The sequence below is a fragment of the Streptomyces sp. NPDC047108 genome, from assembly GCF_040643575.1.
Taxonomy (GTDB): Bacteria; Actinomycetota; Actinomycetes; order Streptomycetales; family Streptomycetaceae; genus Streptomyces.
This window is the reverse complement of record NZ_JBEYUP010000024.1, coordinates 68427-86083: the sequence shown is the minus strand read 5'-3', so window position 1 is coordinate 86083 and position 17657 is coordinate 68427. Positions and strand designations below refer to the sequence as shown.

Genomic DNA, 17657 nt, shown 5'->3' with positions numbered 1-17657 from the left:
CCGATGGACGTAGGTTCCCTCGCGCGGGGCGGCGATCTGCGTCACATCCGCTTGAACGGAAGGCGTGTCATCACAGGGGACGGGCGGGCTCCGCGAGGGCGGCCACCGACGGCCTTTCGGCGCTTCGCGTCCGGCGTGCGAGCCGTCGCCTCAGCGCGCGATGTGCTCCGCCGCGTCCGCGCGCGCCTTGTCGCGGGCGCGGCGGGCCGGGCCCGCCCAGCCGCAACTGCACCGGGCCATGGAGAACGAGCCCTTCTCGACCGTACGGGTGCGGTGCGGTTCGCCGTGGACGGATCGCTCTTCGGGGGACGTCGGACGCACCGGACCACCGTACCGGCCGTGACGGGCGCCCCCGCACCGTCGTTAAGCGGAACGAGCTTCGGGCCGGGTCGCTCCGGCTGTTCTGTCTGGGGGTTCGCGGGCGATGGCGATGGTGGTGCGGCGGCACGGACGCAGGCGCGGTGTCGTTGCCGCGGCGGTGAGCAGTCTGACGGCGGGACTGCTGGCCACCGGTTGTTCCGGTATGGGTGCGGCCGCCGATGAGCGGGGCAGCGTCGACGAGGCGACGGCCGCTGCCGTGGTGCAGAGAGCCGCCGATGTGCTGGCCCGCTCGGGAAGTTCCCGTGCGCGCACGTCGATGGAGACGGCGACCGGGGGCACGCGCGTGACGATCCGCGGCCGGGGCGCGTTCGACTACGAGGAGCGGATCGGCCGCCTCGTCGTCGTGCTGCCGCAGGACGCCGCGGGCGGTGAGGAGCACCAGCCGGTCACCGAACTCCTCGCGCCCGGCGCGCTGTACATGAAGGACCGCGGCGCGGGGGTGCCCGCCGACAAGTGGGTGCGGATCGACACGACCGGCCTGGCCGACGGGAACCTCGTCACCGGCGGCGCCACGGATCCGCTGTCCGCGGCCGAACTGCTGCGCGGGGCACGGGAGGTGACCTACGTCGGCGAGGAGAAGGCCGAGGGCGGGGTCACCGTCCGGCACTACCGCGGCACGGCCGACATCGGGCGGGCCGCCGAGGCAGCCAACCCGCACGCGCGCGGTGCCCTGGCCGCGGCCGCGAAGGGCTTCTCCGACGACGCCGTGCCGTTCGACGCCTATGTCGACGAGCAGGGGCGCCTGCGGAAGGTGCGTCACCGCTTCACGTTCCCCAACAGCGGCGGGCAGAAGGCCACGGAGGTGGTGTCGACGACGGTGCTGTACGACTTCGGGACGGGTGTGAAGGTCGAGCTGCCGCCGGAGCGGGACATCTACGCCGGCCGGATCGCCGTTCCGCAGAGCTAGGCCGACACGTTCCAGGCGCGGCCGGGGAGGGACGGCCGGGCCGCGAAACGACCCGATGGGTCGGTGGAAATGGTCCGTCCGTGCCATGCGCACGCTGTGGCCGGTTCCCTACGCTGGGCTTTACACGCACCGAGTGCGCGATGCAAGTGCCGGCACACAGGGAACGAAAGCGGAGCGGGCGCCACGGGAGGCGTTCGCGACCAGGAGGTGACGCACGTGCCTTTGCCCAGCGGCTCAACGGTCCAGGACCACGTGGCCCTCGACGAGATCGAGCTGTGCGGCGAGTTGATGATCGCGGCGTCGTCCGCGGACGAGGAACGGCTCAGCCCCGACCGGATCGACGAAGTGCTCAGGGTCGCGGCGCACGATGCCGGGGACGCCTCTCCGCTCTGCGGCGGACGCTGAGGACCCCCGCGTGCGCCGTCGCACGCGGGGTGCCCGTCCAGGACTTGACGGTCCTCGCTCCGAGCCGGACGAGAATCGAACGCGGCCGGTGGCCGAAAAGTGGTGGTTCAGGTACGGAGCAGGCGCGCGATCGCCGCTGTGGCCTCCGCCACCTTCGCGTCGATCTCCTCGCCGCCCTTGACCGCCGCGTCCGCGACGCAGTGCCGCAGATGCTCCTCCAGGAGCTGCAGCGCGAAGGACTGAAGCGCCTTGGTGCCGGCCGAGACCTGGGTGAGTATGTCGATGCAGTAGACGTCCTCGTCGACCATCCGCTGGAGGCCGCGGATCTGGCCCTCGATCCGGCGCAGTCGCTTGAGGTGCTGCTCCTTGTCCTTGGTGTAGCCGTGCGGCCCGGTGCCCGTGGCGGGTCCGGACTCGGGGGTGTGGCAGGCGCCGGCCTCCGTGGGCGTCATGGGATCCTCCGTGGTCCGACGGGCTGTGTGAGCCGTGCAACGGCTTGTGCCGTGAAAAGGGAGTTACGCGAGGTAAATACCCCTGGTGGGTATATCGTACCGAATTTTGCGGGCCTGCCGGGGGCCCCTGGCCGAGCACCTTGTCCGATGGGTGACACTGATGGTCGCCCGGTTAGCCGTGGCCGGATGATGCGCCTAGCATCACCCTGACCGAATCCGATGCATACCGAGGAACACACGTGCGCTTTCGTCTGACCCCCAGGGAGACGAGCTTCTACGACATGTTCGCCGCATCCGCGGACAACATCGTCACGGGCTCCAAGCTCCTCATGGAACTGCTCGGAGCGGACGCCTCTGCCCGGGCCGAGATCGCCGACCGGATGCGGGCAGCGGAGCACGCGGGTGACGACGCCACGCACGCGATCTTCCACCAGCTCAACTCCTCCTTCATCACGCCCTTCGACCGCGAGGACATCTACTCCCTCGCGTCCTCCCTCGACGACATCATGGACTTCATGGAGGAGGCCGTCGACCTGGTCGTCCTCTACAAGATCGAGGAGCTTCCGAAGGGCGTCGACCAGCTGATCGAGGTCCTCGCGCGGGCGGCCGAGCTGACCGCCGAGGCCATGCCGCACCTGCGCACGATGGACAACCTCACCGAGTACTGGATCGAGGTGAACCGCCTGGAGAACCAGGCGGACCAGATCCACCGCAAGCTGCTGGCGCACCTCTTCAACGGCAAGTACGACGCCATAGAGGTCCTCAAGCTCAAGCAGATCGTGGATGTGCTGGAAGAGGCGGCCGACGCCTTCGAGCACGTGGCCAACACCGTCGAGACCATTGCGGTCAAGGAGTCCTGACCCCCGGCCATGGACACCCTCGCGCTTGTCGTGACCATCGGGGTCGCGCTCTTCTTCACGTACACCAACGGCTTCCACGACTCCGCGAACGCCATCGCGACCTCGGTCTCCACGCGGGCGTTGACCCCGCGGGCCGCGCTCGCCATGGCCGCGGTCATGAACCTCGCAGGCGCCTTCCTGGGCAGCGGGGTCGCCAAGACGGTCAGTGAAGGACTGATCGAGACGCCGTCGGGCCGCTCCGGGATGGGCATCCTGTTCGCCGCCCTCGTGGGCGCGATCGTCTGGAACCTCGTCACCTGGTACTTCGGTCTGCCCTCGTCCTCCAGCCACGCGCTCTTCGGAGGCATGGTCGGCGCGGCGCTCGCGGGCGGCACGGAGGTCATCTGGACCGGTGTGCTGGAGAAGATCGTCATCCCGATGTTCGTCTCCCCGGTCGTGGGCCTCGTCCTCGGCTATCTGGTGATGGTCGCCATCCTCTGGATGTTCCGTAAGGCCAACCCGCACAAGGCCAAGCGCGGCTTCCGCATAGCGCAGACCGTCTCGGCCGCCGGTATGGCGCTCGGTCACGGTCTGCAGGACGCCCAGAAGACGATGGGCATCGTGGTCCTCGCGCTCGTCATCGCGGACGCCGAGGACCCGGGCGACCCGATCCCGATCTGGGTCAAGATCATCTGTGCAGTGATGCTGTCGCTCGGTACGTACGCGGGCGGCTGGCGCATCATGCGGACGCTGGGACGCCGGATCATCGAGCTCGACCCCCCGCAGGGCTTCGCCTCCGAGACGACCGCCGCCTCCGTGATGTACACCGCGTCGTTCATGTTCGGTGCGCCGATCTCGACGACGCATGTCATCACCTCGGCGATCATGGGCGTCGGCGCGACGAAGCGGGTGAACGCGGTTCGCTGGGGCGTCGCGAAGAACATCGTGGCGGGCTGGTTCATCACCATGCCGGCTGCCGCCGCGGTCGCCGCGCTCAGCTACGGCGTCGTCTACCTCGCCTTCGGCTGACAGCGGACGGCCGACGGCTTCCGCCCGGCCGCCCGGCCCCCTTCGCCTGGCAGCGGACATGCGGCGGGCCCGCCCCCGGGAGCCGGGGGCGGGCCCTTCGTCTTGCGGTGGCACCGCCATGCAGCACCGCGAGACGTCTTGTGTCATGCGGCCGGGCCGCATGGGTGGTGCGTCGCGTCCGCCGTGCCGGGAGGCGCGCACCGCACCGCCCACCTCCCCGCGCGCGGCGCGCCCGCCACCCGGCGGTGCACCGGCCGGATCGCCCGGAGCGGCGGCCGGATCAGCCGAAGCGGCCGGAGATGTAGTCCTCGGTCGCCTGCACGGACGGGTTGGAGAAGATCCGCTCCGTCTCGTCGATCTCGATGAGCTTGCCGGGCCGGCCGACGGCGGAGAGGTTGAAGAACGCCGTACGGTCCGAGACCCGCGCCGCCTGCTGCATGTTGTGCGTCACGATGACGATCGTGAACCGCTCCTTCAGCTCCCCTATGAGGTCCTCGATGGCGAGCGTGGAGATCGGGTCCAGGGCCGAGCAGGGCTCGTCCATCAGCAGCACCTCGGGCTCGACCGCGATCGCGCGGGCGATGCAGAGCCGCTGCTGCTGGCCACCGGAGAGGCCCGAACCGGGCTTGTTGAGGCGGTCCTTGACCTCGTTCCAGAGGTTGGCGCCGCGCAGCGACTTCTCGACGACGCCGTCGAGCTCTCGCTTCTTGTACGAGCCGTTGAGGCGCAGGCCGGCCGCCACGTTGTCGTAGATGGACATCGTGGGGAACGGGTTGGGGCGCTGGAAGACCATGCCGACGGTGCGGCGTACGGCGACGGGGTCGATGCCGGAGGCGTAGAGGTTCTCGTCGTCGAGCATCACCTTGCCCTCGACGCGGCCGCCCGGCGTGACCTCGTGCATCCGGTTCAGGGTGCGGAGGAAGGTGGACTTGCCGCAGCCGGAGGGCCCGATGAAGGCCGTCACTGACCGGGGCTCCACGGTCATCGAGATGTCCTCGATGGCCTTGTGGGAGCTGTAGTACGCGGTGAGGCCGCTGACGTCGATGCGCTTGGCCATGTGAATCACTACTTCTTTCGTCCGCCGGTCAGCGACCGGTCTTCGGGGCCTTCCAGCGGGCGATGCCCCGGGCCACCAGGTTGAGGATCATGACGAACGCGATGAGGACGAGCGCTGCCGCCCAGGCGCGGTCGAAGGAGACGTCCGTGCCCAGCTTGTACTGCTCGTAGACGTACAGCGGGAGCGACGACTGCGCCCCGTTGAACGGGTCGTTGTTGATGAACGCGTTGCCGAACACCAGGAGCAGGACGGGGGCGGTCTCACCGGTGATGCGCGCCACCGCGAGCATGACGCCGGTCGTGATGCCGCCGATCGCGGTGGGCAGGACCACCTTGAGGATGGTGCGCCACTTCGGGACGCCCAGGGCGAGGGACGCCTCGCGCAGCTCGTTGGGCACGAGCTTGAGCATCTCCTCGGCGGAGCGCACCACGATCGGCATCATCAGGATCGCCAGGGCCAGGGCGCCGGCGAGGCCGGAGAAGCCCATGTCGAAGGTCAGGACCCAGGTCGAGAGGATGAACAGGCCGGCGACGATCGACGGGATGCCCGTCATGACGTCGACGAAGAAGGTGACGGCCTTGGCCAGCCGTCCCCGCCCGTACTCGACGAGGTAGATCGCGGTGAGCAGGCCGACGGGTGCCGCGATCAGGGTCGCGATGCCGACCTGCTCCAGCGTGCCGATCATGGCGTGGTAGACGCCGCCGCCCTCGTCGCTGCTGCCGAGACCGGCCATCGAGTGCGAGAGGAAGTCGGCGTCCAGGACCTTGGCGCCGCGGGCGATCGTGCCCCAGGCCAGCGAGACCAGCGGGATGATCGCGACGACGAAGCTGACCCAGACGAGGCTGGTGGCGACCCGGTCCTTGGCCTGCCGCTTGCCCTCGACGGCGCTGGTGATCACATAGGTGCCGAGGACGTAGAGCAGACCGGCGATCAGGCCCCACTGGACCTTGCTGTTCCAGCCGGCGCCGATGCCGATGCCCACGCCCGCGCCGAGCGCCGCGACGGCGATGGCGGGCGGGGCCCAGCGGGGCAGGCGCCGGTGAGCCAGGCTGGACGGGCCGGGGGCGCCGGTGACCGGGGGCTTGTCCATGACGACGTTGCTCATGCGTTGGCCCCCGAGTACTCCTTGCGGCGGGCGATGATCAGGCGGGCGGTGCCGTTGACCAGCAGCGTGATGACGAAGAGCACCAGACCGGAGGCGATCAGCGCGTCACGGCCGTAGTCGTTCGCCTCGTTGAACTTCGCGGCGATGTTCTGGGCGAACGTGCCGCCGCCCGGATCCAGCAGATGGCCGGAGAAGAGGAAGCTCGGGGAGAGCACGGTGGCCACCGCCATCGTCTCGCCGAGCGCGCGGCCGAGGCCGAGCATCGAGGCGCTGATGATGCCGGAGCGGCCGAAGGGCAGCACCGACATGCGGATGACCTCCCAGCGCGTGGCACCGAGCGCCAGCGCGGCCTCCTCGTGCATCTTCGGCACCTGGAGGAAGACCTCGCGGGTGACGTTGGTGATGATCGGCAGGATCATCACGGCCAGCAGGATGCCGACGGTGAAGAGGGAGCGGGCCGGGCCCGAGCCCTCCTTGTCGAAGATGTACGTCCAGCCCAGGTACTCGTTGAGCCAGCTGTTGAGGCCGCCCAGGTACGGGACGAGGAAGAGGGCGCCCCACAGGCCGTAGATGATGCTGGGGACCGCGGCGAGCAGGTCGATGACGTACGCCAGCGGGGCGGCGAGCTTCCGCGGCGCGTAGTGCGAGACGAACAGCGCGATGCCGACCGCCACGGGCACGGCGATGACCATGGCGATGATCGAGCTGACGACCGTGCCGTAGGCCAGGATCGCGATGCCGAACTCCGGCGGGCTCCCCGCCGGGTTCCACTCGAAGGCGGTGAGGAAGTTGGCCTCGTCCTTGGAGATGGCGAGGTAGGCGCGGTAGGTGAGGAAGACCGCGATGGCCCCCATGATCACCAGCAGCAGGATGCCGGAGCCGCGGGTGAGACCGAGGAAGATGCGGTCGCCGGGGCGGGTGGCCTTGCCCTTGGGGGCGGCGGGTGAGGGTGGTGGCGGGGCGGAAGCTGTGGGAGTTATGTCCATGTTCGCTCCGGTCTGGTGGGGACCAATCTCATGGTGATGGGTCCCTGGCGGCGGTGCACCGGATGGGTGACCTCGGGCGGAAGGCCCCGCCCCCGCGAGAGCGGGTGGGCGGGGCCGAAGGCCCAGGTCAGGAGAGGGTCGGGACGGTCTCGCGGACCTTGTTCGCGATCTCCTCGGGGAGCGGCGCGTAGCCCTCCTCGCTGAGGATCGACTGACCGTCCTTGCTGGAGGTGTAGGTCAGGAAGGACTTGACCGCGTCGAGGGTCTCCTTCTTGTTGCCCTTGTCGCAGGCGATCTCGTAGGTGACCAGGATGATCGGGTACGCGCCGTCGGCCTGGGTGGTGTAGTCCAGGTCCATGGCGAGGTCCTTGCCCTTGCCGACGAGCTTCGCGGCCGCGATGGCCTTGGAGGCGTTGTCGGAGGTGGCCTCGACGGGCTGCGCCGCACCGGTGTCGACCTTGACCGTGCTGATCTTCTGCGAGGTCGCGTAGGACAGCTCGAAGTAGCCGATCGCGCCGTCGGTCTGCTTGACCTGCGAGGCGACGCCGGAGGAGCCGCTGGCGGACTGGCCGCCCTTGGCGGGCCAGGACTTCTCGTCCTCGTAACCCCAGTCCTTCGGCGCGGCCTTGCCCAGGTACTTGCCCAGGTTCTGGGTGGTGCCGGACTCGTCCGAGCGGTGGAAGGCCTGGATCTCGGTGGCGGGGAGCTTGGCGTCCGGGTTCAGCTTCTTGATCGCCGGGTCGTTCCACTTCTTGATCTTCGAATCGAAGATCTTGGCGATCGTCGGGGCGTCGAGGACCAGGTCGTCCACGCCGGCGACGTTGTAGCCGATGGCGATGGGGCCGCCGAGCATCGGCAGGTTCACGCCCTGGCCGCCCTTGCAGACCTTCTTGGACTCGGTGACCTCCTCGGGCTTCAGCGCCGAGTCGGAGCCGGCGAACGCGGTCGAGCCCTGGAGGAACTCGGTGATGCCGCCGCCGGAGCCGATGTCCTTGTAGTTGATCTGCGTGTCCTGGCAGGCCGTCCTGTACGTCTGGATCCAGGCGTCGATGGCGTTCTTCTGAGCCGAGGAGCCGGAGGCCAGGATCTGGCCCGAACCATCACACTTGATCTTGCTGGCGGCGGCCGTGTTCGTGTCGGCGCCGTCCTTGGCGTTGTTGTCCGAACCGCAGGACGTGAGGACGAGGGCACCGGACACCGCGACCGCGCCGACGGTCAGGACGCGCAGACCGCGACCACTCTTACGCTGAAGCTTCACCTTCGAGGTTCCTTCCTGGGGCCCGCCGGCGGACGGCGAAGCGATGAGGGTGTTTTCCGCATGTGCCGGCGGACGCGCCAGCCCAACCGGTAGGGCTGAAATTAGGCAGATCAGGTGAATCGATCGACGGGCACGAGTGAACGCGAGGTGAACCTCGACCGTCGGGGCGGCGACTCTGCTGACAGCGCACACCGCGTGCCTCTGTTGAATTACGGAGAGGCATGGCAACATCCGCACCTGGGACAAGACAACACCAAGTCGGATCGGTCGGGCGATAACAGGAGGTGGCCGGTGAGGCGGCAGGGGGGCATGGGCATACGGCTCGTGACGGCGACTGCTCTGGTCTGTGCGATGAGTGCGCTGGCCGTGCCAGGAGTGGCGACTGCGGCACCCCGTGAACCCGCGCCGAGACCGGGTGCGGACCGGAGCCTGGAGGACGTCCGCAAGCAGGTCGAGCGGCTCTACCGCAAGGCGGAGGCGGCCACCGACGCGTACAACGCCGCCCGCAGCGCCTCCCGGAAGCAGTCCAAGGAGATTGTCCGCATCGCCAAGGAGATCGTCCGCGCGGAGAAGAGGATGGAGCGCCTGAAGAACCAGGCCGGCGCCCTCGCGCGCGCCCAGTACCGCGGCGGCACGCTCCCCGACCAGGCCCAGCTCCTGCTGAAGAGCCGTCCGGAGGACTTCTTCCACGATGCCGACCTGGCCCGCAAGGGGCAGCAGGCCACACGCGGCCTGATGGGCGCGCTGGCCCGGACCCAGTCCGACCTGGACGACTACGCGCACACCGCGAGCGAGCAGTGGCAGAAGCTCGAGGAGAACCGGAAGAAGAAGGCCGGCGCGAAGCAGGAGATCAAGAAGCGCCTCGCGGCCGCCAAGAAGGTGGAGGACCGGCTCGAGAAGGACGAGCTGAAACGCCTGCGCGAACTGGAGGACGAAGTCGCGAGGAAGGCCCAGGCCAAGTGGCTGGACTCCGGCGTGCTCGACGAGATCAGCGACCGGGCCTCGAAGAAGGGCCGCAAGGCCATCGCCTTCGCGACGGCGCAGATCGGCAAGGACTACGTGTGGGGCGCCGAGGGCCCGGACACGTACGACTGCTCGGGCCTGACCTCACAGGCCTGGCTGGCCGCCGACCGTCCCATCCCGCGCACCTCGCAGGAACAGTGGCGGCAGCTGCCCCGCGTCAAGATCCGCGACATGCGCCCCGGCGACCTGATCATCTATCACCACGACGCGAGCCATGTGGGGATGTACGTCGGGGACGGCGCGATCGTGCACGCCCCGCGGCCGGGGCGGCAGGTGACGCTCGCCGGTGCGGGGTCGATGCGGATCCTCGGGGTCGTACGCCCGGACAAGTAGCCGCCGGACCGTCACCGACCGTGCCGCGCCCGGAGGTTGACGGGGTGACAGGTGGGCGGGCTCAGGTCGGCCGCCTGGCGGTGACGGTCTCTCAGCCGGGGCTCCGGCGCCCCGGCGGATGCGGGACGCCCCGGCCGGGGAAAGGTGCGGGGAAGTGCGCTCAGCCGTCCTTCCGCAGTGCCTCCCACGTCCGTGCGAACACGTCGTAGGCGTCCTGGTCGAAGAGCACGAAGCGCGCCTCGGTGACGGCGGTCGTCTCCGCGTCGCGGACCGCGGTGAGGGCGATGCGCGCGGCGTCCTCGAGCGGCCAGCGGTACACGCCGGTCGAGACGGCCGGGAAGGCGACCGTCCGCGCGCCCAGCTCGTCGGCGACGCGCAGCGACTCGCGGTAGCACGAGGCGAGCGTCCCCGACCGGTCCTCACCGTCCGACCAGACCGGCCCCACCGTGTGGATCACCCAGCGGGCGGGCAGGAGCCCGGCCGTCGTGGCGACCGCCCGGCCCGCCGGGAGGCCGTTGCCGTAGTGGCCGGCGCGGAGTTCCCGGCACTCCCGCAGGAGCTCGGGACCGCCCCTGCGATGGATCGCGCCGTCGACGCCACCGCCGCCGAGGAGTGAGGAGTTCGCGGCGTTCACGACGGCATCGACCGTCTGGTCCGTGATGTCTCCCATGGACAGAGTGATGTTCGTCATTCCCCGATTGTCTCGCTTCCGGTCAAAAGCCCAGCAAGGAGCGGCATATGACAGGCGCGGTTTCCGATTCGCCATTCCGCATCGGTGCGATGGACCGCTAGGGTCGCCTGTCAGCGTCCGCCGTCGGGCGGTTGCTGTGCCCTCGGGGGGAGGGAAGGAAGAAGAGGACATGCCCGTACCCGTACCGCAGCAGGGGGAAGCCCTCGCTGCGGGAGGTGCTTCGGCCGGCACCCCGGTCCGCTCCGGGGCGGACCGGCCGCTGGTGCCGCAGCAAGCCGGGCCGGTCGACAGTGCCGGACCGGACCACACCTTCGTATCCGGGTCCGGCTCCGCGGGCCCCGGCGAGGCGCCCCACGGCCCCGGGCTGACGCTGCTGGTGATCGAGGACCACCCGGCCGTCCCGCTGAACCTTCCGGAGATGCTGGACGCCGAGGGCAAGCGGGTCCGGATCCGCACCGCCCGCAATCTCACCGAGGCCGAGCGGCTGCTCACCGACGACGTGCACTGCATCCTGCTCGACCTGGCCCTGTCCGTGCCCGGTAAGGGGAAGGGCGAGGGCGACGAGCTGGACACGCTCCGCCACGTGCTGCAGCTCGCGCCGCACCACGCCGTGCTCGCCCTCACCGCCGAGGCGGACGCCGGCCGCGGCGCCGAGGCCGTACGCGTCGGGGCGCAGGACTACCTCTTCCGCAGCGAACTCGACGGGCAGCTCCTGAACCGCGCCATCCGCTACGCCGTGGAGCGCAAACGCGCCGACGTGGCGCACCGCCGCCTCACCGAGTCCGTCCTGCGCAGCCAGGAGAACTCCCGGCTGGAGCGCGGCCTGCTGCCCCGCCCCCTGCTCGACGGCTCCGACCTGCGGTTCGCCGCCCGCTACCGCCCCGGCCGCAGCCGCGCCCTGCTGGGCGGCGACTTCTACGACACCGTCCGCACGCCGGACGGCACGGTGCACGCCATGATCGGCGACGTCTGCGGGCACGGCCCCGACGAGGCCGCGCTCGGCGTCGAACTCCGCATCGCCTGGCGCGCCCTGACCTTCGCGGGCCTGTGCGGGGACGAACTGCTCGGCACCCTGCAGAAGGTGCTGGAGAACGAGCGGGCGGACGAGGAGATCTTCGCCACGCTCTGCACGGTGGACATCGCGCCCGACGGACGGCGGGCCGGCCTGTGCCTGGCCGGTCACCCGGCCCCCCTGGTCGTCCGCCCGGGCCTGGGCCCGCAGCTCCTGCCGTACGAGGAGGGCGGCCCGGCCCTCGGCCTGCTGCCGCGGGCCCGCTGGCCGCGGCTCCAGGTGGAGCTGGGCGGCGACTGGAGCCTGATGATGTACACCGACGGCCTGATCGAGGGCCGTATCGGGCAGGGCACGCAGCGGCTGGGCCAGGAGGGCATGGTCGCGATGGTGGCGCGCCGGCTCCGTACGGGCCTGCGCGGGGAGGCGCTGCTGGACGCGGCGCTTGCGGAGGCGCGCTCGCTCAACGGCGGCGAGCTGAACGACGACGTGGCGATGTTGCTGCTCGACCGCGGGCAGTGCTGAGAAGCCGGCCGCCGACACCTACGCAGAAACGATCCTCCGCGATGCGGGGGATCGTTTTGTTGCTGCTCCGCCCCTCACGCGCGGAGGTGCGGTTTGCTACGGGATGCCGCGAAAAGCCCGCACCGAACGGGTGCGGGCCTTCGGGTTGATGCGCGGGCCGGGTCGATGCCCGGGCGCGGAACCGGTTCCGGGAAGCGCGAGACCGAGAAAGGCCCCTCGGACGTCCCCGGAGGGGTCAGCGCCCGCCGTTGAACGGTCCGTACGGGCCGTCCGAGCTGCTTCCGCGCCGCTTGGGCCCCCGCCCGCCGCCCGAGAGCGACTTGATCGCGGGCCGCACGTCGACGATGTAGACGATCGCCGCGATGAGCCCGATGACCACGAGGAAGAAGAAGGCGAAGAGGTTCACGACGACCGCGAGCCCCAGAATGATCAGCCAGAACGGCTTGGTCTGCTTGTCCGCGGCGCGGAACGCGTCCTCGCGCCGGAAGAGGGCGTCGCCGAAGGCGAACACCGTGAACAGGAGCACGCCGAGAGTGATCCACCCGAGCACGTCGTTGAACCCCTGGATCAACACGCCGTTCACCACCTAGAGAGAGCCATCAGTCCACCGGGCGAACTTCGTCCCGTCCGTCACCGTACCCGGGGCGATGCCCGCCACGCACCCGAGGCGAAGGGGCTCCGTGGACGGGCGAGGGCCGGGCACGCCTCGCGCGCCCGGCCCTCCCGGTCGTGCCGGGTGCCTTCGGTCACTGGCCCGGCTTCGCTGCCGGCTTCTTGTTGGTCACCGGCCGGCGGGCCGGGGCCGGCTTCTTCGCACCCGGGTTCTTGGCCTGCTCGGCCTTCGGCTGCTGGGACTTGCCGTTCTGCGCCTGCGGCGCGGGCTTCTGCTCCGGCTCGGGCTCGACGGCGACGGCGATCTCCGCGATCTCCTCGGCGGTCTCGCCGCGCCAGGTCCGCACGGCACGCTGGCCGCGCTCGGCGAGCTCGTCGTAGGTCTCACGCGCCTTGACCGCGTACTCGGCGGCCTTGCCGACGCCCTGGAGCGCGAAGTCCTGCGCCTGGTCGCGGAACTTCTTCAGGTCGGTGTCGAGGTTCCCGATGACCTCGTTCATCTTGGACTGGACGACCGTCTGGGCGTCCTTCGCCTGCTTGGTCATCCGCTCCTGGACGGCCTTGGGGTCGGTGGACCGGACGGCCGCGATGCGTTCCGGAGCCTCGGCGCGGAACTTCTCGATCAGCGCCGGCACCTCCTTGAGCTTCTCGGCGGCGAGATCGGTGGCGCCGGCCGCGGCGTACAGGGGGGTGGGGTCGGTCAGGGTCTTGCGCAGGTCGTCGGTGATGGCCATGGCTATGCGTTCTCCCGGATCAGTTGGAGGGTGTGCTGGCTTCGTGGTCCGGCTTGTCGTCGTCCGTCACGAGTCCGTTCTCCTTGCGGAACGACTCGTAGATCTGCAGCAGCACCTGCTTCTGCCGCTCGTTGATCGTCGGGTCGGTGAGTATCGCGCTCTGCACCTCGACTCCCTCCCGGTCCCGCTCGTCGAGGATCCCGGCCTGCACGTACAGCGTCTCGGCGGAGATGCGCAGCGCCTTGGCGAGCTGCTGCAGGATCTCCGCGCTCGGCTTCCGCAGGCCGCGCTCGATCTGGCTGAGGTACGGGTTGGACACTCCGGCGGCGTCCGCGAGCTGACGCAGGGAGAGCTGCGCGCTGCGCCGCTGCTCCCGCAGGAACTCGCCCAGGTTGCCGACGTTGAGTGAAGCCATGGTTCGATCCTGCCGTTGCGTGCTAACTTTTGCAAGCAGGCGCTTGCAAAAGTGTCGTAACCAACAGGTGACCGGCGAGACCGAGCACGGTCGCCTTCGCAGCAGTGTGCGCGGCACGATCGTCCGGCCATCGCCCGACCTGCGCGGTTAGCATGCGGGGATGGAGATCCGCGTGGGCTCGGTGGTGTTCCACTACGTGGAGAAGGGGACGGGTCGGCCCGTTCTGGTACTCCATGGCGCCGGTGTCGACCACCGTGAGGCCGAAGCGTGCTTCGAGCAGGCCCTCGACGGTGTCGCGGGGCTGCGGCGGATCTATCCCGACCTCCCCGGCATGGGCCGGACACCCGCCCCCGGAACCCTGCGCAGCGCCGACGACGTCCTCGAGGCGCTGCTCGACTTCGCCGACGCGGTCATGGGCGGGACCGCGTACCTCCTCGTCGGGCACTCGGCGGGCGGGTACTTCGCCCAGGCGATGGCCGCGAGGCGCCCGGCGCAGGTCGCCGGTCTGGCGCTCGTCTGTCCGCTGCTGCCGGAACTGCGGGCCGTCCCGGAGCACCGCGTCGTCGCGGGATCGGGCGAGCAGGGTGACGAGGTCTTCCGGAGCTACTTCGTGATCCAGACCCCGGAGATGCTCGAACGGTACGAACGTCACGTCGCGCCGGCCGCCGCGCTCGTCGACCAGGCAGCCCTCGACCGCATCGGCGAACGGTGGGCACTCACGCCCGATCAAGCACCGGCCTACGCAGGTCCGACCGCGGTCGTGGCAGGGAGGCTGGACTCGACGGTCGGGTACGCCGCCGCCACCGACCTCGTCGACCACTACCCGCGCGCCTCGCTCGCCGTGGTCGACGACGCGGGACACGCCTTGCCCCACGAGAGGCCGGAACTCCTGCGCGCCCTGCTGGCCGATTGGCTCGCGCGCGTCGAGCGCTCGCGCTGACCCGGACCGGCAGGCGCGGCGCTCATGGTGCGGCGCTCGTGGTCCGGCGCCTCGTGGTCCGGCGGTCACCGGTTCGCCTCGTCCAGTCCGATCCGGGCGGCGACCGGCAGGTGGTCGCTGCCCGTCGCCGGCAGGGTGCGGATGCCGGTGACGGTCGCCGAGCGGGCCATGACCTGGTCGATCCGGGCCAGCGGGAAGCCGGCGGGGAAGCTCAGGGCGAAGCCGCGCTCCGCCACGTTCAGCCGTGAGGTCAGCGGGGCCAGCCCGCGGTCGTCGACCGTGCCGTTGAGGTCGCCCAGCAGGATCACCGTCCTCCGCTTCTCGGCGGCGATCGCCTCGCCCAGCAGGCTCGCGCTCTCGTCGCGCCAGGACGACGCGAGGCCGCTCGCGCGGACGCGGACCGAGGGAAGGTGTGCGACGTATACCGCGACGTCACCGTGCGGCGTACGGGCCACGGTCCGCAGGCCGCGGCGCCAGGGCTCCGTGATGCCACGGGGTTTGATGTCCAGGTGCCGGGTGCCCGTGAGCGGGTGCTTCGACCAGAGGCCGACCGTGCCCCGGACCGCGTGGTACGGGTAGTCCCGGCCGAGCCGCGTCTCGTAGACCCGCAGCGCGGACGGTGTCAGCTCCTCCAGTGCGACGAGATCGGGCTCCGCGGCGGCCAGTGCGCGGGCCGTGCTCGCCGGATCGGCGTTCTCGTCGCTGACGTTGTGCTGCACCACGACCAGGTCGCGCCCGCCTGGGTCCCTCTCGGGCAGGAGCAGCCCGCCGAAGAGGGACGTCCAGGCGGCCACCGGCAGGAGCAGGGCCACCAGCGCGACGGCCGAGCGGCGCAGCAGGGCGGCCCCGAGCAGCACCACGACCGCCAGGCCGAGCCAGGGCAGGAACGCCTCAAGCAAACTGCCCACGCGCCCTATGGAGTTGGGCACCGCACGGTGGAAGACCAGCAGTGCGGCCGCCAGCACCGCGAGCCCGGCGAGCACCCGCCCACGCTTCCAGGCCCCGTGGCCCCATGTCTTCCGCCGGCTCTCCACCCTGGCTCCTTGTCCGCTGGTCCCGTGCGGAAAGACGCGCCGCCGCGTGCATCCGTTTCCCGCCGGGGAGGACAGGTGCGGCGTCACGGCGTCGGCGTCACGGAACCGGGTCGGCAGCTACTGACGTCCCTCCCGTCGGGGATCAAGATCAAGATCGGCCGCTCGGTGGGTCGCGAACCAGGACATCAGGGCATCAAGGGGGACTCCGGACATGAGCGGGACCGCGACGCGTTACCTCTATCTCGCCCGGCACGGCGAGGCGTCACCGGACGAGGGCGAGCTGACCGCGAACGGGCGCCGCCAGGCCGTCCTGCTCGGCGAGCGGCTCCGGGAGGTGCCGCTGTCCGTGATCCACCACGGCCCGCTGCCCCGCGCGCGGGAGACCGCCCGGCTGGTCGGCGAACAACTCGACGGGGTCCCGCTGCGGATGTCCGAACCCGCCGGCGACTACGTCCCCTACGTGCCGCCGCATGAGGAACTGCCCGCGGAATCCGCCGACTTCTTCCTCGACTTCGTCTTGCGGTTCCCGGCGCACGAGCGCGAGCGCGGGCCCGGGCTGGCCCGTGAAGCCGAGGAGCGCTTCACCGGCCCCGTGCCCGGGGGCGAGCCGCGCCACGAACTCGTCGTCACGCACAACTTCCTCATCGGCTGGCTCGTACGCGCCGCCCTCGACGCGCCGGCGTGGCGCTGGCTGGGGCTCAACCAGGCCAACGCGGCGCTGACGGCGATCCGTTACGCACCCGGGCGGCCCGCCTCCGTCGCCTTCTTCAACGACATGGCACACCTCCCCGAGGGCCTGCGCTGGACCGGCTTCCGCCCGGAGGCGCGGGCCTGAACCGTCGCGGTCAGCCGGCACGGTGATCGGCGAGCACCGCGTCGATCACATGGCGTGCGTTGGTCGCGAGCACCGGGTTCGTGTCCTCGTAGTACGGGAGTTGGACGAGGGCCATCGACAGCGCCCAGCCGCGGCCCCGCGCCCAGGTGCCGTCGTCGGCCGCGAGGGCGGTGCGGAAGGTGTCGCGGGCGCCGGGCGGGAGGAGATTCCAGGCGGGGATCAGGTCCGATGCCGGGTCGCCCACGCCCATGGTCTCGAAGTCGATGACCGCGCTGAGCCGCCCGTTCCGGAGCAGCAGGTTCGCCGGCATCAGGTCGGCGTGGAGCCATACGGGCGGCCCGGACCACCGCGGCGCGCTCAGGGCCTCCTCCCAGGCCGCCGTCGCCGCGTCCGTGTCGATGGTCCCCCGCAACCGCAGCTGCTCCAGGGCCGACCGCGTCTCCTCGTCCTCCGCGTTCAACGGCCCGCCACGGTAGGCCGCGGGCCCTTCTGCCGGGTCGATCCGCCGGAGGGCGGAGACGAACCCGGCGAGATCGCGAGCGAGCAGGTCCGGCTCGGTGAGCCGGCCGGCGACCGGGTGGTCCCCGTCGATCCAGCGGTGCACGGACCAGTTCCACGGGAAGCCCTCGGCGGGTACGCCCTTCCCCAGGACTGCGGGGACGGCGACCGGGAGCCGTGGCGCGAGCCACCGCAGCCACCGGTCCTCGGTCTCCACGTCCTTCGCGCCGCGTTCGAGGCGGGGCAGCCGTACGGACATGGTGTCCCCGAGCCGGTACACCGCGTTGACCGTCCCCGACGACGGGAACGGCTCGACGGGCAGGCCGGCCCACTGCGGGAACTGGCCCGCGATCAGACGGCGTACGAGGGAGACGTCCGTCCTGGGCTCGCCGGCATGCATCGTCTCGACGCTCATCGATCCTTCTTCTCACGCTGACACTGACACTGAGACCGGCACTGACACTGACGCTGATTCGACGGGGAGGATCCGGGGCCCGCGACCCCGGACCCGACGGACATAGGAGCGCCGGCGAGCCGTGCCCGTCAACCGGGTTTCGCCCAGCGGGCCCGCGCGGTGGCCGCCCTGCCC

At 70.6% G+C, this 17657-nt stretch carries 20 protein-coding genes; 8 read left to right on the top strand and 12 right to left on the bottom strand.

Features of this window, described 5'->3' with window-relative positions; all coding sequences use genetic code 11:
- Window positions 1-150 precede the first annotated feature (150 nt).
- On the bottom strand, window positions 151-321 hold the full coding sequence (locus ABZ822_RS29515; RefSeq protein WP_360860885.1) for a hypothetical protein: 171 nt from the start codon (window positions 319-321) through the stop codon (window positions 151-153).
- A gap of 109 nt (window positions 322-430) precedes the next feature.
- Between ABZ822_RS29515 and ABZ822_RS29510 the strand changes: the two genes are divergently transcribed.
- On the top strand, window positions 431-1288 hold the full coding sequence (locus tag ABZ822_RS29510; RefSeq protein WP_360860920.1) for a hypothetical protein: 858 nt from the start codon (window positions 431-433) through the stop codon (window positions 1286-1288).
- Window positions 1289-1504: 216 nt separating this feature from the next.
- Window positions 1505-1693: a hypothetical protein gene (locus ABZ822_RS29505; protein WP_360860883.1), complete on the top strand. Its 189-nt coding sequence runs from the start codon at window positions 1505-1507 to the stop codon at window positions 1691-1693.
- Between the two features lie 107 nt (window positions 1694-1800).
- On the opposite strand, the gene ABZ822_RS29500 is transcribed toward ABZ822_RS29505, so the two are convergent.
- Complete coding sequence (locus tag ABZ822_RS29500) at window positions 1801-2145, bottom strand: metal-sensitive transcriptional regulator (RefSeq protein WP_360860881.1); 345 nt, start codon at window positions 2143-2145, stop codon at window positions 1801-1803.
- 239 nt (window positions 2146-2384) lie between these two features.
- Here ABZ822_RS29500 and ABZ822_RS29495 point away from each other — a divergent pair, with 239 nt between their 5' ends.
- Both ABZ822_RS29495 and ABZ822_RS29490 read left to right on the top strand, forming a co-directional pair.
- The gene (locus tag ABZ822_RS29495; RefSeq protein ID WP_360860879.1) at window positions 2385-3005 is read left to right on the top strand and encodes a DUF47 family protein; all 621 of its coding nucleotides are present in this window, start codon (window positions 2385-2387) and stop codon (window positions 3003-3005) included.
- A 9-nt stretch (window positions 3006-3014) separates the two neighbouring features.
- Window positions 3015-4013, top strand: coding sequence for an inorganic phosphate transporter (locus ABZ822_RS29490; RefSeq protein ID WP_360860877.1), 999 nt, complete (start codon window positions 3015-3017; stop codon window positions 4011-4013).
- A 280-nt stretch (window positions 4014-4293) separates the two neighbouring features.
- Here the strand turns inward: ABZ822_RS29490 and pstB are convergent, their stop codons facing one another.
- The 4 genes from pstB to pstS form a co-directional block, all read right to left on the bottom strand.
- Window positions 4294-5070 (bottom strand): phosphate ABC transporter ATP-binding protein PstB, encoded by a 777-nt coding sequence (gene pstB, locus ABZ822_RS29485; RefSeq protein ID WP_360860874.1) that lies wholly within the window; start codon window positions 5068-5070, stop codon window positions 4294-4296.
- Window positions 5071-5098: 28 nt separating this feature from the next.
- Window positions 5099-6175, bottom strand: coding sequence for a phosphate ABC transporter permease PstA (pstA, locus tag ABZ822_RS29480; protein WP_360860872.1), 1077 nt, complete (start codon window positions 6173-6175; stop codon window positions 5099-5101).
- On the bottom strand, window positions 6172-7161 hold the full coding sequence (gene pstC, locus ABZ822_RS29475; RefSeq protein ID WP_360860870.1) for a phosphate ABC transporter permease subunit PstC: 990 nt from the start codon (window positions 7159-7161) through the stop codon (window positions 6172-6174). The genes pstA and pstC overlap by 4 nt, the downstream gene beginning before the upstream one ends.
- Window positions 7162-7288: 127 nt before the next feature.
- Complete coding sequence (gene pstS, locus ABZ822_RS29470; protein WP_360860868.1) at window positions 7289-8419, bottom strand: phosphate ABC transporter substrate-binding protein PstS; 1131 nt, start codon at window positions 8417-8419, stop codon at window positions 7289-7291.
- Window positions 8420-8728: 309 nt separating this feature from the next.
- Here pstS and ABZ822_RS29465 point away from each other — a divergent pair, with 309 nt between their 5' ends.
- Window positions 8729-9775 carry an NlpC/P60 family protein gene (locus ABZ822_RS29465; protein WP_360860918.1) on the top strand — a complete coding sequence of 349 codons (1047 nt, stop codon included), beginning with the start codon at window positions 8729-8731 and terminating at the stop codon, window positions 9773-9775.
- Between the two features lie 160 nt (window positions 9776-9935).
- Here the strand turns inward: ABZ822_RS29465 and ABZ822_RS29460 are convergent, their stop codons facing one another.
- Window positions 9936-10466 carry an O-acetyl-ADP-ribose deacetylase gene (locus ABZ822_RS29460; protein ID WP_360860866.1) on the bottom strand — a complete coding sequence of 177 codons (531 nt, stop codon included), beginning with the start codon at window positions 10464-10466 and terminating at the stop codon, window positions 9936-9938.
- 169 nt (window positions 10467-10635) lie between these two features.
- Between ABZ822_RS29460 and ABZ822_RS29455 the strand changes: the two genes are divergently transcribed.
- Entirely contained in the window at window positions 10636-12000 is a 1365-nt protein-coding gene (locus tag ABZ822_RS29455; protein WP_360860864.1) for a SpoIIE family protein phosphatase, read from the top strand.
- 235 nt (window positions 12001-12235) lie between these two features.
- Here ABZ822_RS29455 and ABZ822_RS29450 read toward each other — a convergent pair whose 3' ends face one another.
- The 3 genes from ABZ822_RS29450 to ABZ822_RS29440 form a co-directional block, all read right to left on the bottom strand.
- Entirely contained in the window at window positions 12236-12574 is a 339-nt protein-coding gene (locus tag ABZ822_RS29450; RefSeq protein WP_360860862.1) for a DUF2516 family protein, read from the bottom strand.
- Between the two features lie 172 nt (window positions 12575-12746).
- A complete protein-coding gene (locus ABZ822_RS29445; RefSeq protein ID WP_360860860.1) occupies window positions 12747-13346 on the bottom strand; it encodes a hypothetical protein in 600 nt (199 codons plus the stop codon).
- A 19-nt stretch (window positions 13347-13365) separates the two neighbouring features.
- A complete protein-coding gene (locus ABZ822_RS29440; protein ID WP_360860858.1) occupies window positions 13366-13761 on the bottom strand; it encodes a helix-turn-helix transcriptional regulator in 396 nt (131 codons plus the stop codon).
- 160 nt (window positions 13762-13921) lie between these two features.
- Between ABZ822_RS29440 and ABZ822_RS29435 the strand changes: the two genes are divergently transcribed.
- Window positions 13922-14701, top strand: a complete 780-nt coding sequence (locus tag ABZ822_RS29435; RefSeq protein ID WP_360860856.1) for an alpha/beta hydrolase — start codon at window positions 13922-13924, stop codon at window positions 14699-14701.
- Window positions 14702-14766: 65 nt separating this feature from the next.
- Here the strand turns inward: ABZ822_RS29435 and ABZ822_RS29430 are convergent, their stop codons facing one another.
- Entirely contained in the window at window positions 14767-15684 is a 918-nt protein-coding gene (locus ABZ822_RS29430; RefSeq protein ID WP_360860916.1) for an endonuclease/exonuclease/phosphatase family protein, read from the bottom strand.
- Between the two features lie 262 nt (window positions 15685-15946).
- On the opposite strand from ABZ822_RS29430, the gene ABZ822_RS29425 reads away from it, so the two are divergent.
- The gene (locus ABZ822_RS29425) at window positions 15947-16570 is read left to right on the top strand and encodes a histidine phosphatase family protein (protein WP_360860854.1); all 624 of its coding nucleotides are present in this window, start codon (window positions 15947-15949) and stop codon (window positions 16568-16570) included.
- A gap of 10 nt (window positions 16571-16580) precedes the next feature.
- On the opposite strand, the gene ABZ822_RS29420 is transcribed toward ABZ822_RS29425, so the two are convergent.
- The gene (locus ABZ822_RS29420; RefSeq protein ID WP_360860852.1) at window positions 16581-17483 is read right to left on the bottom strand and encodes an aminoglycoside phosphotransferase family protein; all 903 of its coding nucleotides are present in this window, start codon (window positions 17481-17483) and stop codon (window positions 16581-16583) included.
- Window positions 17484-17657 lie beyond the last annotated feature (174 nt).

Bases quoted from the DNA above. Each gene is read 5' to 3' on its own strand.
- ABZ822_RS29510 (WP_360860920.1), top strand. From the start codon at position 431: ATGGTGGTGCGGCGGCACGGACGCAGGCGCGGTGTCGTTGCCGCGGCG.
- ABZ822_RS29455 (WP_360860864.1), top strand. From the start codon at position 10,636: ATGCCCGTACCCGTACCGCAGCAGGGGGAAGCCCTCGCTGCGGGAGGT.
- ABZ822_RS29500 (WP_360860881.1), bottom strand. From the start codon at position 2,145: ATGACGCCCACGGAGGCCGGCGCCTGCCACACCCCCGAGTCCGGACCC.
- pstB (WP_360860874.1), bottom strand. From the start codon at position 5,070: ATGGCCAAGCGCATCGACGTCAGCGGCCTCACCGCGTACTACAGCTCC.
- ABZ822_RS29440 (WP_360860858.1), bottom strand. From the start codon at position 13,761: ATGGCTTCACTCAACGTCGGCAACCTGGGCGAGTTCCTGCGGGAGCAG.
- ABZ822_RS29420 (WP_360860852.1), bottom strand. From the start codon at position 17,483: ATGAGCGTCGAGACGATGCATGCCGGCGAGCCCAGGACGGACGTCTCC.
- pstC (WP_360860870.1), bottom strand. From the start codon at position 7,161: ATGGACATAACTCCCACAGCTTCCGCCCCGCCACCACCCTCACCCGCC.
- ABZ822_RS29445 (WP_360860860.1), bottom strand. From the start codon at position 13,346: ATGGCCATCACCGACGACCTGCGCAAGACCCTGACCGACCCCACCCCC.
- ABZ822_RS29490 (WP_360860877.1), top strand. From the start codon at position 3,015: ATGGACACCCTCGCGCTTGTCGTGACCATCGGGGTCGCGCTCTTCTTC.
- ABZ822_RS29465 (WP_360860918.1), top strand. From the start codon at position 8,729: ATGGGCATACGGCTCGTGACGGCGACTGCTCTGGTCTGTGCGATGAGT.
- ABZ822_RS29425 (WP_360860854.1), top strand. From the start codon at position 15,947: ATGAGCGGGACCGCGACGCGTTACCTCTATCTCGCCCGGCACGGCGAG.
- ABZ822_RS29460 (WP_360860866.1), bottom strand. From the start codon at position 10,466: ATGACGAACATCACTCTGTCCATGGGAGACATCACGGACCAGACGGTC.
- ABZ822_RS29435 (WP_360860856.1), top strand. From the start codon at position 13,922: ATGGAGATCCGCGTGGGCTCGGTGGTGTTCCACTACGTGGAGAAGGGG.
- pstA (WP_360860872.1), bottom strand. From the start codon at position 6,175: ATGAGCAACGTCGTCATGGACAAGCCCCCGGTCACCGGCGCCCCCGGC.